Annotated in this window: 15 protein-coding genes; 10 read left to right on the forward strand and 5 right to left on the reverse strand. The window is 59.4% G+C overall.

From position 1 onward, the window contains the following. Positions 1-126 precede the first annotated feature (126 nt). The 7 genes from ABD903_RS21185 to ABD903_RS21215 all read left to right on the forward strand — a co-directional run bounded on the left by ABD903_RS21185 (position 127) and on the right by ABD903_RS21215 (position 6,651). Positions 127-1,272 (forward strand): acyltransferase family protein, encoded by a 1,146-nt coding sequence (locus ABD903_RS21185; RefSeq protein ID WP_345227544.1) that lies wholly within the window; start codon positions 127-129, stop codon positions 1,270-1,272. Positions 1,273-1,433: 161 nt separating this feature from the next. Then, entirely contained in the window at positions 1,434-2,747 is a 1,314-nt protein-coding gene (gene rimO, locus ABD903_RS21190) for a 30S ribosomal protein S12 methylthiotransferase RimO (protein ID WP_345227546.1), read from the forward strand. Between the two features lie 174 nt (positions 2,748-2,921). Next, the gene (locus ABD903_RS21195; protein ID WP_345227548.1) at positions 2,922-3,731 is read left to right on the forward strand and encodes a phytanoyl-CoA dioxygenase family protein; all 810 of its coding nucleotides are present in this window, start codon (positions 2,922-2,924) and stop codon (positions 3,729-3,731) included. A gap of 159 nt (positions 3,732-3,890) precedes the next feature. Continuing rightward, positions 3,891-5,471, forward strand: a complete 1,581-nt coding sequence (bshC, locus tag ABD903_RS21200; protein WP_345227550.1) for a bacillithiol biosynthesis cysteine-adding enzyme BshC — start codon at positions 3,891-3,893, stop codon at positions 5,469-5,471. Then, on the forward strand, positions 5,458-6,054 hold the full coding sequence (locus tag ABD903_RS21205) for a 5-formyltetrahydrofolate cyclo-ligase (protein ID WP_345227552.1): 597 nt from the start codon (positions 5,458-5,460) through the stop codon (positions 6,052-6,054). The genes bshC and ABD903_RS21205 overlap by 14 nt, the downstream gene beginning before the upstream one ends. 91 nt (positions 6,055-6,145) lie before the next feature. After that, on the forward strand, positions 6,146-6,406 hold the full coding sequence (locus ABD903_RS21210; protein ID WP_345227554.1) for an ExbD/TolR family protein: 261 nt from the start codon (positions 6,146-6,148) through the stop codon (positions 6,404-6,406). A 62-nt stretch (positions 6,407-6,468) separates the two neighbouring features. After that, entirely contained in the window at positions 6,469-6,651 is a 183-nt protein-coding gene (locus ABD903_RS21215; RefSeq protein WP_345227556.1) for a hypothetical protein, read from the forward strand. A gap of 64 nt (positions 6,652-6,715) precedes the next feature. Here the strand turns inward: ABD903_RS21215 and ABD903_RS21220 are convergent, their stop codons facing one another. From ABD903_RS21220 to mnmC2, 3 genes are all read right to left on the reverse strand, one after another. Then, a complete protein-coding gene (locus ABD903_RS21220) occupies positions 6,716-7,282 on the reverse strand; it encodes a GDYXXLXY domain-containing protein (RefSeq protein WP_345227557.1) in 567 nt (188 codons plus the stop codon). After that, on the reverse strand, positions 7,282-8,493 hold the full coding sequence (locus ABD903_RS21225; protein WP_345227559.1) for a DUF2157 domain-containing protein: 1,212 nt from the start codon (positions 8,491-8,493) through the stop codon (positions 7,282-7,284). The genes ABD903_RS21220 and ABD903_RS21225 overlap by 1 nt, the downstream gene beginning before the upstream one ends. A gap of 563 nt (positions 8,494-9,056) precedes the next feature. Then, complete coding sequence (gene mnmC2 / locus ABD903_RS21230) at positions 9,057-9,731, reverse strand: tRNA (5-methylaminomethyl-2-thiouridine)(34)-methyltransferase MnmC2 (protein WP_345227561.1); 675 nt, start codon at positions 9,729-9,731, stop codon at positions 9,057-9,059. A gap of 135 nt (positions 9,732-9,866) precedes the next feature. Here mnmC2 and ABD903_RS21235 point away from each other — a divergent pair, with 135 nt between their 5' ends. From ABD903_RS21235 to rlmN, 3 genes are all read left to right on the forward strand, one after another. Beyond that, positions 9,867-10,301: a thioesterase family protein gene (locus tag ABD903_RS21235; RefSeq protein WP_345227563.1), complete on the forward strand. Its 435-nt coding sequence runs from the start codon at positions 9,867-9,869 to the stop codon at positions 10,299-10,301. Positions 10,302-10,428: 127 nt separating this feature from the next. Then, the gene (locus ABD903_RS21240) at positions 10,429-10,851 is read left to right on the forward strand and encodes an STAS/SEC14 domain-containing protein (protein ID WP_345227565.1); all 423 of its coding nucleotides are present in this window, start codon (positions 10,429-10,431) and stop codon (positions 10,849-10,851) included. A 66-nt stretch (positions 10,852-10,917) separates the two neighbouring features. Beyond that, positions 10,918-12,003: a dual-specificity RNA methyltransferase RlmN gene (gene rlmN, locus ABD903_RS21245; protein WP_345227567.1), complete on the forward strand. Its 1,086-nt coding sequence runs from the start codon at positions 10,918-10,920 to the stop codon at positions 12,001-12,003. Between the two features lie 66 nt (positions 12,004-12,069). On the opposite strand, the gene ABD903_RS21250 is transcribed toward rlmN, so the two are convergent. Further along, positions 12,070-12,762, reverse strand: coding sequence for a hypothetical protein (locus ABD903_RS21250; protein WP_345227569.1), 693 nt, complete (start codon positions 12,760-12,762; stop codon positions 12,070-12,072). Between the two features lie 92 nt (positions 12,763-12,854). After that, entirely contained in the window at positions 12,855-13,823 is a 969-nt protein-coding gene (locus tag ABD903_RS21255) for a YihY/virulence factor BrkB family protein (RefSeq protein ID WP_345227571.1), read from the reverse strand. Positions 13,824-13,901 lie beyond the last annotated feature (78 nt).

Below are 13,901 nucleotides of genomic sequence, written 5' to 3' on the forward strand. Positions count from 1 at the left end.
CGCCGCTGCTTTACCGCAGCGGCGCGTTCGGGTTTAAGGCTGCGGCATCACCCGAAAATGCGAGTGCGCAGCTTCGTTTATCTGGCTAACTAGCAACTCTTGCACCACGGGGTGCATCTGCTGGTTATGCAAGTTGCTTCCCTACCTTCGGCTACAACCCAAGCGCCTGCGCGGCTCGATCCGTTTCTTAGCCAGAAGCTGCGGTTCTGGTCGCTGGTGGCTATGCTAATGCTAGTATATGTGCACGGTTACAACCTGCACCCGCGCTACCTGCAGCCTTGGACAGCCGTCGACGAGCCGCTGTCGGTGGGAGCGGTGCTGCAGTATTTTGTGGCCAACGGGTTGTTCCGGTTTCGCATTCCCATTCTGTTTGCCATTTCGGGCTATCTCTTTGCTCACCACGATGCCGGCCGGCCCCACAAGGAGCGGATGCGGCGGCGGGTGCGCAGCCTGTTGGTGCCGTATCTGTTGTGGAGCGGCATGGGGCTGGCTGGTACCTGGGCCATGGAGCAGTTTCCGTTTACCCGGCAACTGGTGCTCGACGCCGCACTGAGCATTTTCGGCCCGCAGAACCCATTGGTGAGTGGCTATTCGCCAAGCGAGTTGCTAATTCGCTGGCTGCTGTTTCCCGTGCCATTTCAGTTGTGGTTTCTGCGCAGCTTGCTGGTATATAACTTGGCCTATCCGTGGCTGCGCAAGGCGGTAGACCGGAGGCCTAAGGTGTACTTCTCCGTAGCCGGCCTCGTCTGGCTGCTCGATATTGGTATACCGCCCTTATTGGAAGGAACCGGCCTGGTGTTCTTTGCGCTGGGCGTGTGGCTGCGCCACCGAGAAATAGACGTATTGCAGCCGCCGCGTTGGTTTCGGTTGTGGGTGTTTGCCACTGCTTGGCTGGCTTTACTGGGGCTGAAAACTGGCTTGGCTTTTTACCTCGAGCAGCCGCCGTTCATTCCCATGCTTTTGTTCCATAAAGCGTCCGAGGCACTAGGCATAGTGGTTATGTGGTTTGGAGCCGATGCCGTGGTGCGCGCCGCCACGCACCAGCCGTGGATTGTGTGGCTAACGGGTTTCTCGTTCCTGATTTATGTGCTGCACGTGCCGTTGGTAAACTACGCTACCGAAGCCGTGCTCTGTTTTTGGCCCGAACAACAGTTGCTCACGTACCTGCTAGTGCCGCTGGCCGTGGTGACTGTAGCTATACTGGTGGGAACGATACTGCGGCGGGTGACGCCGAGAGTATACGGCTTGCTAACGGGCGGCAGAGGCTTGTAAGGCACGGGGCTGCGGCGCGCTTACGTGGTTCCGGAACGTTCAGCCTAGGAAAAGGCGTTGGCTCGTGCGTACCTTTGCGCTCCAATTTCCGCGACGCCTGCCCGGGCGGCAATCCGTTCAGGATTAAGTGCTTCGGGCAGCTACTCGCTTACACGATTCTCATGAAAGTAAAAGGCAATCGGGCCAACAAGGTCAACGTCATTACCCTGGGCTGCTCCAAGAACCTCGTGGACTCGGAGGTGCTGATGGGCCAGCTGCGCGGCAATGGCTACGACGTGACCCACGAATCGACGAAGGACGAGTCGGGTATTGTTATCATCAACACTTGCGGCTTCATTGACAACGCCAAGCAGGAAAGCATCGACACCATCCTGCAGTACGCCGACGCCAAAGAGGCCGGCAAGGTGGACAAGGTGTACGTGACGGGTTGTCTTTCGCAGCGCTATAAAGACCAGCTGGAAGTAGAAATTCCGCAGGTCGATGCCTATTTCGGTACCCTGGAATTGCCGCAGCTGCTTAAGACTCTGAACGCCGACTACAAGCACGAACTCGTAGGCGAGCGGCTGCTCACTACGCCCAAGCACTACGCTTACTTCAAGATTGCCGAGGGCTGTAACCGTCCTTGCTCGTTCTGCGCCATCCCGCTGATGCGCGGCAAGCACGTGGATAAGTCCATGGATGACCTCGTAATCGAAGCCAAAAAGCTGGCCGGCTTGGGTACCAAGGAGCTGATTCTGATTGCCCAGGACCTGACTTACTACGGCCTGGAGAAATACGGCGAGCGGAAACTGGCCGAACTGGTGCGCCGCCTGAGCGACGTGAACGGCATCGACTGGATTCGCTTGCAGTACGCCTACCCCTCGCAGTTTCCCATGGAAGTGCTGGACGTGATGCAGGAGCGCGAGAACGTGTGCAAGTATCTTGACATGCCCTTGCAGCACATTTCCGACAACATGCTGAAGACGATGCGCCGCGGCATAACCAAGCGTCGTACCCTAGAGCTGGTCGACCAAATTCGGCAGCGCATGCCCGACATTGCCCTGCGCACCACCCTCATTGCCGGCCACCCCGGCGAAACCGGTCAGGATTTCGCCGAGCTATACGATTTCGTGGAGCAAGCCCGCTTCGAGCGCCTGGGTATTTTCACTTACTCGCACGAGGAAAGCACCCACGCCTACACCCTGGAAGACAACGTGCCCGACGAGGTGAAGCAGGAGCGCGCCGACGCCATCATGGAACTGCAGCAAGGCATTTCGATGGACCTGAACGAGCAGAAAGTGGGACAAACCCACAAGGTGCTCTTCGACCGCAAGGAAAGCGGCTACTGGGTGGGCCGCACCCAATACGATTCACCCGAAGTAGACAACGAAGTGTTGGTGCCGGCCACCAGCCAGTACGTGCGCATCGGCGACTTTGCCCAAGTGAAAATCACCAGCGTGTCCGATTTCGACCTTTACGGCGAAGTGGTGCAGTAACCGCTAGTCTCTTTTCGACGAAAGGCTGTTCTTCGGGGCAGCCTTTTTCGTTTTGGGCCGTAGCGCAAACCTTTGATTCGTGTATCGTTGCTGCGGTTCGAACGTTATCGGTTTGCGATACGCAAACCGGAAGCCCGGCTTCCTGCCTTATTTCGCGCCATACCTGCATTTCGCATGAAAGCCAAAATCAACGAACGCACTGTAGAGTATCACATCGAGGGCGAAACCAACCAGGCCGACAGCCGGGTACTGCTGGCAGAAGCCATTGACCTAACGGCCGGTACGCCATGGGCTGCCGAGGGCTACACCGTTGCTGAGTTTTTACCCCCTGCCGAACAACAGCAGTTGCAAACAGGCCTGCAAGTTTTGCTACGCGAGTTCCTAGCCGTAGCTGGCCGACCCGTGTCCGCGGATTTCGACGTGAGCCAATATCACCAGCTTATCGGCGACGACAAAGAGCTGCACTTGGCCGTGGTGAATCAGATTAAGGAGATTCGGCAGGAGCGCCTGCCGCTGCCAGCAGCACTGCTCGAAGCGCGGGTGTCGGAGCTGTGCGGCCGGCCGGTGCAGGCGCTGAACCCTTGGGATGGGGAACGGTTTTTTCACCTGCGTGTGGTGCGCCCTAACCGCGCCGACAACAACCCCCTGCACCGCGACGTGTGGCTGCCCGATTACCGGGACTGCGTCAACATTTACGTGCCCATAGCCGGCAGCACTGCCGATTCGTCGCTAACCTTGGTGCCCGGCAGCCATTGGTGGCCTGAAAACCGCACCGAACGCACCCAAAATGGCGCCGTGTACAACGGCGTAACCTTTACCGTACCTGCGGTAAAGGGCGCGGCCGAACCCTTGAACATCATTCGGCCCAATCCCGGCCCCGATGAAGTGCTGCTGTTTTCACCTTACCTGCTGCACGGCGGCGCTGTAAACCTGAACCCCGACGCCACCCGCGTGTCGTTGGAAATGCGGTTCTGGTCGGCTTAAGCGCGCCCCGCACCCGCACTGCCTGAAAACGCGGCAAACTTGTGGGCCTGTTTTGGGTTCATTGGGCTATTCGTCCGCAAGCCGGCTCCGCAATGGGCCGGCTTTTTTTGCGAACCTTGCGTCCGCAATTCCCCTTTGCTCCTCCCTTCGACCTGCGCTATGCCCCAGCATACCCTTTCCTACGCCGCTACCGGTGCTTTTTCTTCGCTGCTGACCGATTATGTAGCCCGTAGCCCCAAGCTAGCCGAGTTCTACCACCGCTTTCCAGCCGTAGAAGAATTCGCGGCCCAAATCGAGGAGAAGAAAGCAGCTTACCCAGCTGAAGCCCGGCAACGGTTGACGGAAGCGCTGCGCCGCCAGTACGCCAGTTTGCCCGACATGCAGCCCGCGGTGGCAGCAAATCTGGAACTGCTGGCCAAAGACACCACCTTCACCGTTACCACCGGCCACCAACTGAACCTGTTTACCGGGCCGCTGTACTTCGTGTACAAGATTGTAACGGTGCTTAAGCTTTGTCGGCAGCTGAAGGAAGCTCATCCGCAATACGATTTCGTGCCGGTGTACTGGATGGCCACCGAAGACCACGACTTCGCCGAAATCAACCATTTTCACCTCTTCGGCAAGCGGCACGAGTGGCAGAACGAACAAGTAGGCGGACCCGTTGGTCGCTTGAAGCTCGATGGTTTTGTCGAGCAGATCCTGAGCCAGCTACCCGCCGATTTGCCAGCCGGTTTCCGCGAAGCCTATGAGCAGGGCGCCACGCTGGCCGAAGCCATGCAGCGCCTCACGCACACCTTGTTCGGGCAGTACGGCCTGCTGAGCATCGAGCCCGACGACGCTGCCCTCAAGCAAGCCCTGACGCCGGTACTGGTGCAGGAGGTGCAAAGCCAGCCCGCGTACCAAGCCGTGCAAGCCACCAACGCGCAATTGGACGCTGCCGGCTACAAGCCGCAAGTGTACGCCCGCCCGCTAAACCTGTTTTACCTCACCGATGCCGGAAGCCGGGAGCGGCTGGAACTGGAAGACGGCCACGTGGTGGTGCGCAACACCGGCCTGCGCTGGACCATAGCAGAAGCCGTAGCCCACGCCCAGGCCCGCCCCGAATGCTTCAGCCCGAACGTGGTGCTGCGGCCGCTGTACCAGGAGCTGGCGCTGCCCAACCTCTGCTACGTGGGCGGCGGCGCCGAAGTAGCTTACTGGCTGCAACTGGGCGGCGTGTTCCGCCACTACGGCGTGCCCATGCCCATGGTGCTGCTGCGCAACTCGGCGCTGTACGCGGGCCGTACCCACACGGGCAAACTGCGCAAGCTGGGCCTCTCGGTCGATGATTTGTTTAAGCCGCTGCCCGAGCTGAAAAAGCAGGTAGCGGCCACATTGGGGCAAGAGGAAGTTTCTCTGGCCGAGCAACAACAGCAGCTTTCCGCTGCTTTTGCCGCCGTAACTGCCTTGGCCCAGCGCCTCGATCCCACGCTGGTGAAAACCGTAGCCGCCGAGCAGCAGAAAGTCAGCGGCATTGTGGCCGGGCTGGAAAAGCGCCTCAGCAAAGCTGCCGAAGCCAAGCACGAAACCGCCTACAATCAGCTAACCGGCCTCAAGGAAAAGCTCTTTCCCGAAGGCGGCCTGCAGGAGCGCCACGACAACGTACTCAGCATCCTGATTAACAACCCCGGCTTTATTGAACAACTGCTCGAAGCGTTCGACCCACTGGCGCTGGAGTTTACGGTGATTGAAGAAGAATAGCGCCGTGCTGAAAGCCGACCTGCGCCGCACCATGCTGACGCGCCGCCGGGCCTTGTCCGCCGAGGAACTAGCCGCACGCGGCGCGCAGGTAACGGAGCTGTTGTTCTCATCCTTTGCGGTGAACGAGTGGCGCGCGGTGCATCTGTTTCTGCCTATTCGGCGGCAGAAAGAACTAGACACTTGGCCTATTGTGCATCGGCTGTGGCAGGAGTTTCCGGCCGTGCAGGTAGGCGTACCCGTGTCTCATACCGACGGCCGCCTTACGCACCATCAGCTCCTACCCCATACAGTTCTGGCAGCAAGCAAGTGGGGTATTCCCGAGCCCGTAAACGCTCCTGAGCTGCTGCCCACAGCTTTCGATGCCGTGCTGGTGCCGCTGCTGGCTTTTGATGAGCAGGGGCACCGCGTGGGCTACGGTAAAGGGTTTTACGACCGATTCCTGCTGGAATGTCGCCCCGCTGCGCTGCGCATTGGAATGAGCCTGGAGCCGCCCGTGCCGCGTATTGCCGATGCCTGGTCCGGCGACGTACGCCTACATGCGTGCATAACGCCTGCGGGCGTGTGGCATTTTGGGAATCAGTAGTAGCAAGCGGTTCCGAAGGCTTGCGCAATACGTGCAGCCGGGAGGCGTTCAATAGGAAGTCAGTTCCACTTCCACCAAAACGCACTTTACCATGGCCGAAATCCAAGCCGCCGCTACTAGCCGCAGCACCAAACCCCGCGTGAAGAAACAAGCGTTTCGCCTCGACATGACGCCGATGGTGGACCTAGCCTTTCTGCTGCTAACGTTTTTCATGCTCACCACCTCGTTTGCCAAGCCCGCGGCCATGCAGCTGACCATGCCCGACAAAGACGGGGAAACGGGTACCCCGGCCAGCAAGTCGCTCACCCTGATTCTGGGCAAAAACAGCCAAGTGCATTACTTCCTGGACTGAACTCAGCGCAGGAGCCCGCCGAACTGAACACGACCAACTTCGGCCCGGATGGCCTGCGGCAAGTGCTGCTGGCGCAGAAATTACGTCAGCCCAGCACCACGGTGCTCATCAAGGCCAGCGACGATTCCCGGTACCGCGACCTGGTGGATGCCCTCGATGAAATGGCCATTACCGATCAGAACAAATACGCCTTGGTTGATTTGAATGCCGCCGACACCGAGCTGCTGAAGCGCCAAGGTTTGTAAGCTCGTTTAAGCCTGCTATCCAAAAGCCGCAATCTGCTCTGGGAAGCATGGTTGCGGCTTTTTGTTACAGTCCCGATATGCCCACGATGCGGGCCTGGCTCCAGGGTGCCACGCGTACCTGCACCAGCAGCTCTCGGCGTCCGGCGGCGCGTTCCAGCTTCCGGCCGCTGCCCTCGGGCACGTAGTAACGCTCTAAACCGTAGCGAATGCGCAGGGTGCTGCGCCAGCTGTTTTGCACCCAGCCGCGCAGCACGGCGTGGTCGGCCGGAAGCTGGCCGGGTGGCGCAGCGTGAATGGCTACCGCTTCGTAGGCTCCGTCGGGGCCTGGGCGCAGCTCTATGTACACGGGCTGGTGCACGCGGGGCCGCTGCGGACCGCGCCAAAGTTTGGCGGGGAGTTGGCTGATGGAGAAGTTCAGCACCACGTAGTCGCCGTAAAGCAAGTCGCGCGGGTCGACGGGTGTTGTGCGCAGCGTAATGGCTTGGCCGAAATAGCCGGTGGCGTACCCCGCGGCGGCTACGGCCAGGATAAAAGCTACCTGAAGCGCCACGGCCAACTGCCGCCACCGCCGTTGACGGTCAGGCGCCACGGCGGCCGTAGGGTCGAGCCAGGAAGGAGCGGTAGTGGCCATCAGGATTGGTTAGGCGGGAAGGAGCGCACGGTGCGGCGGCGCAAATACCAGCTCATACCCAGCAGCAAAGCCCCACCCAGCAGGAAAAACAACGACTTATCCATAAACCCCCACGTGAGCTTGAAGTAGGCCACCATGGTGGTTAACACGAACAGCGCCGTGCCGAGGTTCATGCGGTCGGCGTTTTGCTCGTGGTGGCCCCGCCACAGCACCGACCCGGAATACGCGTAGAGTACCACCAGCGTAGCCACGGCCAGCGCAAGGCCGCCCTGGAAGTAGAAGCCCGGCAGGAGCAGCAGCCAATCGGTAGCGCCACCGAGGCGGCCCCGGGCACGTTTGCCGGCCACCGATAGACCAAACACCAGCAGCAACACGCCGAGGTAAGCGGCTATGTGCGGGCGGAGCAAATCGGTGTAGCTGGTTTCTTCGCCGAACATGGCCAAACCCAGCGTGAACAGAAACGCGGCTACCAACGGCGGGCCCTGTAAGGCACGGGCTGCGGGGCGGTTCAGCTGCCAGTCGCCGGCGGCGTACACCAGCATGGCCGGCACAAAAAACCACGTGATTTTGATGTGCAGGTACCCCACCAGCAGCCCCGCCTGCCACAGCAACCCCGTGGCCAGCGCAGCGCCAGCCAGCGAATCGGGACGGCGCCACCAATAGTAGCCCAGGCCCCCGGCCGTGAGAACCAGCGTGGCGTAGCTGTAGCTGCTCAGTTCGGCCGAGCTATACCCTTGCGCCAGGGCCCCGATGGCCACGGTTTGCAGAAACAGAAAACGACTGCGGTGTAGGTAAGTAAGCACCACACCCGCGACTACCCAGGCCAACAGGCCGGTTACATCATAGCCAACCAACTGGTACATCTGGCTGGTCAGCACAATACCGGCTCCAAACACAATAAGCCCTAAGCCCGCCAGCCCGATGCCCATGGGCCGAAACCCACGCCGCAAAAACGATTCGCTGGCCGCATAGGCCGCCACCATGGCCCCGATGAGCACAACTAGCCGCAGCCATTCGGGCAAATCCTGCCAATTGGCCGCCACCAGGCTCAGGACGCTTAGCCCAATAAGCAAGCTGCCCAGTAGCGGCAACAGCCCAATGGCGCGCTCCTGCGTAGGGTACAGCGCCAGCAGCCGCTGGTGCTGCTCGGGGCTAATAATGCCCTGCTCCACCCACTGCGGGCCTTCGGTTTCGAGGAATTTCCGACTCATACTACCGCCAACTTACGCAGGACGGAGAAAGGGGGACATGGAATACCGGTTGGCGAGTAGAAGAACCGGCGCCGGTTGCTGTGCTAATGCAAACACCCCACATATACAGGACTTTGCTTGACGTAGCTGTTTGGGTATTGTTTTCGCACTTGGTCAAGTGCCGTTTTTACCGCCCGGCTGCCCACCTCACCGCTGCCTGCCATTACCACAAATAGGCCCGGCGTAAAGCCTATGTAGCTGTCCGATGCTTCTACACTGATGTACAGACCATCGTCCCAGCGGCCACGGGGCACATAGCATGGATATTCCAAACCGGAAGAACGTACACGTATCGCGTGGAAAAGTAACCTCTCGGCCAACCAGCGCCAGCTTATGGTCGTGCAAAGGCAGGCCGGTGTGGCGGGCTATTTGTGCAGCAGCCCGGTTAGCAGCTTCCAAGCTGGCATGCGAGGAAACGATAACAAATACTTTTTTTACGAACGCGCCCGGGCCTTCTTGTGCCCGTACAGAAGTACTGGTTAATGCTGCAGCGGCAACCAAAATGCAAAATGCCCGCAGCCGCATCACCGCTTCCAGGCGCGTGTCATTTCACGTTTGCCCTGCGGGCCAGGCAACGCCTCTACCAGCCAGCCGGCGGCTTTCAGGCTGCGTTTGAACGAGCCTTTGGCACAGTAGCTCACCAGGCACCCACCGGGCGCGGCAGCTTCGTAGAGCTGGGCAAATACGGTGTCGGTCCACATATCGGGCTGCTTCTCCGGTGCAAACGCATCGAAGTAAATAACCTGGTAGGTGCCCTCCGACAACTCGGTGCTTTGCAGCGCGCCCGAAATCTTGTGGAGGGCAAACTGCGGCGTCAGCGCCACCGGCACGTCCCAGGTAGCCTGGTGCAGCTGCTGGTAGCAGTCGAGCAGCTCGGGGTTCAGGATGTAGCGCTCGGCTCCCAGCTGCTTGATAACGCGTTGCGGCAGCGGGTGCTTTTCAATGGTGTCGTAAAAAATGGGCTGGGGCGAGGTGAGGCTGCGCTGCAGGGTAAGCAGTGCGTTCAGCCCCGTGCCAAAGCCTACCTCGAGTACCCAGATGGGCGAAGGGCTGCTAACCAGGGCCGGTTCCAGGCCGGCGCCCAGGTACACGTGCTGGGCCTCTTGCAAGGCGCCGTGGGTGGAGTGGTAATGCTCGTCGAGGGCGGGCACGTACAGGGTGCTGGAGCCGTCGTCGGTGGTGCGTACTTCTACTTTCATAGAGTGAGGTTGAGTTGGCGGGGAAACAGGGAAGCGTGGGGATGGTGGCATATTCAGCAATGCGTGCGTAGTTGCACGGTGAACGTTCGGTAACCCAAGCGCGCACCCGTACCTTTACCTTTGCAATATCAGAACATGGCTCGAGTAAAAGTAACTCTGCCCGAGGCGTTTTCGGTTGCCGCCGAGCTGCCCATTCGCATCACCGACCTCAATTATGGCGCCCACCTCGGCAACGACGCTCTGGTGAGCCTGCTGCACGAAGCCCGGGTGCAGTTTTTAGCCCAGATGCAGCTGCCCGAATTTGATCCTGCCTCCCAGCAAGGCCTCATTATGAGCGACCTAGCCGTGGAGTACAAGGGCGAAGGATTTCACGGCGACGTGCTGCGCGTGCAAATGGCCGCCACCGATGTGCACAAGTACGGATTCGATGTGGTGTACCTCGTGCAAACCACTGCCGGCCGCGACATTGCCCGCGCCAAAACCGGCATGCTGTGCTTCGATTATACCACCCGCAAGCTCCGCCTGCTGCCCGAAGAAGCAGCGCAGCGGCTTACAAAACAGGTTAACTAGGCGAGCCTATGGGTTCGGCAGCTTCCCAAAAGGAAAAGCGCGGGTAGCTGGCTCGAAAAAGTGCCATAAATTACTTGTAAATAAGGCCATCAACCTGTTATCTTACCATTCCCGATAGATTGTTGTTATGCCTATTCAGTCGGCTCCCTCTACTACTTCTGTGCACTTCCGGAACGCGGCCGGCTTTGTGGGTGCCGAGCCGGGGGCGTACGTATATCTGGCCTGGACGGGGGAAGCCATGAGCAGCGCCGATATGCGGGCCCTCTACAACGAGGCATTGCAGGCGCTGAAGCAGCTGCGGCTTACCAAAATTCTTTCCGACCACCGGCAGATGCCGCCCATTTTGCCCATTGACCAGCAATGGTTGGCGCAGGATTGGGTGCCGCGGGCTATCGGCGAAGCTTCGTACGAGTGCTGCGCTGTGGTGCAGTCACAAAACGTATTTAACCGCTTGGGCACGGCGCAGGTAATCATGCAGCTTACCGCACCGCTTGTAATCAAGTATTTCGACGACCTGGCGGCGGCCGCAGCCTGGCTACAGCGGCAATAACCGCTGCCGCGCCGGAAGCAGGTGCCTGTGGGAACCTAAGCAGCTGTTTGGTTGTACCTTTGTGCTATGATTACCCTGCCCGTTATTACCGCCACCGCCACCCGGCGCGACATTCGCAAAATCACCGCCGACGAGCTGAAAGCCTTCTTCGTGGAACACGGCGAGAAGCCCTTCCGCGCCAAGCAGGTAATGGAATGGCTGTGGCGTAATGCGGCCACCTCGTTTGCTGAGATGAACAACATCTCGCTGAGCACCCGCGAGCTGCTGGACGCCCACTTCAGCATCAACGCGGTGCAGATTCACACCCAGCAGCAAAGCCAGGACGGCACCATCAAGTATGCTTTCCGCCTGCACGATGGTCACCTTGTGGAGGGGGTGCTCATTCCTAAAGATGAGCGCATGACGGCCTGTATTTCCTCGCAGGTAGGTTGCTCGCTCACCTGTAAGTTTTGCGCCACCGGCTACATGGAACGGAAGCGCAACCTGGACACGGCCGAAATCTTCGACCAGGTTGCCATCATTGCCCAGCAGGCCCAGGAGCACTTTGGTACGCCGCTCACCAACATTGTGTACATGGGCATGGGCGAGCCGCTGCTCAACTACGCCAACGTGCTCAAGAGCGTGGAGCGCATTACCGACAACAAGGAAGGCTTAGGCATGGCCGCCCGCCGCCTCACGGTGAGCACCGCCGGCATTTCCAAAATGATCAAGAAGCTGGCCGACGACGGTTTCAAGGCCAACCTCGCGCTCAGCCTGCACGCGCCCTCCGACGACAAGCGCAACACCATCATGCCCATCAACGAGTCGAACTCGCTGCCGGTGCTGAAGGAGGCGCTGCAGCATTACCACCAGGTAACGGGCCGCATGGTGACCTACGAGTACATCGTGTTCGATAACTTCAACGACTCCATTGAGGACGCCAAGGCCCTGCTGGAAATCACAAAGTGGATTCCCTGCAAGGTGAACCTGATCGAGTACAACCCCATTGCGCCGGCCGCCTTTCTAAATGCCCAGGAAGACCGCCTCGTGCCCTTCATGAAGTACCTCGCCGACCGCGGTGTACAGGTAAATGTGCGCCGCTCACGCGGGAAGGACATTGACGCCGCCTGCGGTCAGCTGGCTACCAAAGAAGGACAGAGCGTAGAAGCTTAACGGCCTTAATGCCAAAGAAAAGGGCGCTCCGTTGTAAACGGAGCGCCCTTTTCTTTGGCCTCGGTTCTACTCTTGCCCTACTGCGGTTAAAACCGTAACGCACTTAGTCGCCATAATGCCGCCTACCTTCATGCCCATTGCCTTCAGCTTTTCGGGGTCCATGAAAATTTCGGGGCCGTACTGGTCGCTGATGCGCTTGGCATTGCTTTTCATCACCTCCTGCATGGTTTGCGTGACCAGCGCCATGCGGTCGGCCTTGGGTAGGCTAGTCAGCGGCTTTTGCTTGTTGCTTTGCTCGAGGCGTTGGCACACCCCATCAGCCATGTCGTTCAGCAAAGGGCGCTCTGCATCAGAAATAGTTAAACTGCTGGCCGGTACATCGGTTGATCCGCCCGCTAACCGGACGAAAAGCACCATCGCCACGGGGCATTCACTGGCTAAGCGCATGCCCACGCGGCGGCCCATGGCTTCCATGGTCGCGTTCGAAACGCCGCCGTTGTCTTTAAAGAGCTTGGTAACTTCTTTTTCACGCGCCGTTATGTAGTCCTTCATCAGGCCTTGCATAAAGGTCTGTGCCTGGTCTTTGCTGAACTCAGCCAGCGGGCGTACCGCGTTTTCCTTCTCGAACTCCTTGCACAGAGAGGCCGTCATGTCGCCCTCGAATTTTGCCAGCGCGGGGGTGGGCGCAGGTTTGGTGTTTTGGGCGCTGGTTAGCAGCGGGGCAAGGGCAACGGCCAAAACGAGAATAAAGCGGTGCATAGGAGCGGGTAATTCTTTGGGTAAGATCCAAAGATACCGGCATCTGGCAAAAGGTGCGCGGCCCGCAGAATCCCTGCCGTCGGTAAGCCGGTTTACGCCCGCCAGCGGCCCTCGGCATGGGGGCGGCCGGTACTTTGCTCCTCCTGGGTTTCGCCGGGCGGCACCTCGCGTACCTCTATGCGCACGGCGTGGGCCTTGGGCTGCACGCGCTGGCCGTAGCAATCGGCGTACTGCTGGGTGAATTCGGCCCCGAAAAAGATGATCAGCGAAGAATAGTAAATCCAGATCAGCAGCACGATGATGGAGCCAGCTGCGCCGAAGGCCGAACCGGGGTCGGCGGTGGAAATGTAAAAGGTAATGAGGTACTTCCCGATAACGAAGAGCAGAGCCGTGATGAGTGCGCCCGTGAGCGTGTCCTTCCAGCGGATAATGGCATCGGGCAGGAAGCGGTAGATGAGGGCAAACAGCGCCGTGGTTACGCCCAGAGAAAGCAGAAAATCCACAAGCTTAATGAAGAACACCGCCACGCCGGGCAGTAGCTGTTGCAGGTAATCGGTGAAAAAAGTGAGCATGGCGCTAACCACAAACGAAATCAGCAGCAGCAGCGCCACGCTCAGGATGAGGCCAAACGAGAGCAGGCGGGACTTCAGAAAGCCCATAACGCCGTTTTTGGGCTTGGCTTTCAGGTTCCAGATGCTGTTGATGCTTTCCTGCAGGGTTACGAAGAACGTGGTGGCGGCAAAAATCAGCGTGCCAATACCGATCAAAGCCGCGGCGCCGCCCTTCTGCTGCTGGTGGAAACTACTGATGGACTCTTGAATGGTTTTGGCCGCGCCGGGGCTCACCAAGCCGCTGAGCTGGTCCATGAGCCGGCCCTGCACTGCTTCTTCGCCGAAAAGCGAGCCGGCGGCGGCAATAACGATGAGCAGCAGGGGCGGCAGCGAGAAAATGGCGTTGTAAGCCAATGCCCCAGCCAGGCGCAGCGAGTTGTTCTCCATAAACTCGTTAGCGGTGGCTTTAAACAAGCCAGGCAACGAGGAGAGTTGAAAAGGGGTAGCCATATGCGCAAGGGTCACAAAAGAAAAAGGCCCCAAAAGCAGGGGCAGCTTAACTTCTGTGCGGTATTACGACTAGTGCGC

Origin of the sequence: Hymenobacter koreensis, from assembly GCF_039541855.1 — a bacterium.
Classification (GTDB): Bacteria; Bacteroidota; Bacteroidia; order Cytophagales; family Hymenobacteraceae; genus Solirubrum; species Solirubrum koreensis.

Bases quoted from the DNA above. Each gene is read 5' to 3' on its own strand.
- ABD903_RS21185 (WP_345227544.1), top strand. From the start codon at position 127: ATGCAAGTTGCTTCCCTACCTTCGGCTACAACCCAAGCGCCTGCGCGG.
- rimO (WP_345227546.1), top strand. From the start codon at position 1,434: ATGAAAGTAAAAGGCAATCGGGCCAACAAGGTCAACGTCATTACCCTG.
- ABD903_RS21195 (WP_345227548.1), top strand. From the start codon at position 2,922: ATGAAAGCCAAAATCAACGAACGCACTGTAGAGTATCACATCGAGGGC.
- bshC (WP_345227550.1), top strand. From the start codon at position 3,891: ATGCCCCAGCATACCCTTTCCTACGCCGCTACCGGTGCTTTTTCTTCG.
- ABD903_RS21210 (WP_345227554.1), top strand. From the start codon at position 6,146: ATGGCCGAAATCCAAGCCGCCGCTACTAGCCGCAGCACCAAACCCCGC.
- ABD903_RS21220 (WP_345227557.1), bottom strand. From the start codon at position 7,282: ATGGCCACTACCGCTCCTTCCTGGCTCGACCCTACGGCCGCCGTGGCG.
- ABD903_RS21225 (WP_345227559.1), bottom strand. From the start codon at position 8,493: ATGAGTCGGAAATTCCTCGAAACCGAAGGCCCGCAGTGGGTGGAGCAG.
- mnmC2 (WP_345227561.1), bottom strand. From the start codon at position 9,731: ATGAAAGTAGAAGTACGCACCACCGACGACGGCTCCAGCACCCTGTAC.
- ABD903_RS21235 (WP_345227563.1), top strand. From the start codon at position 9,867: ATGGCTCGAGTAAAAGTAACTCTGCCCGAGGCGTTTTCGGTTGCCGCC.
- ABD903_RS21240 (WP_345227565.1), top strand. From the start codon at position 10,429: ATGCCTATTCAGTCGGCTCCCTCTACTACTTCTGTGCACTTCCGGAAC.
- rlmN (WP_345227567.1), top strand. From the start codon at position 10,918: ATGATTACCCTGCCCGTTATTACCGCCACCGCCACCCGGCGCGACATT.
- ABD903_RS21250 (WP_345227569.1), bottom strand. From the start codon at position 12,762: ATGCACCGCTTTATTCTCGTTTTGGCCGTTGCCCTTGCCCCGCTGCTA.
- ABD903_RS21255 (WP_345227571.1), bottom strand. From the start codon at position 13,823: ATGGCTACCCCTTTTCAACTCTCCTCGTTGCCTGGCTTGTTTAAAGCC.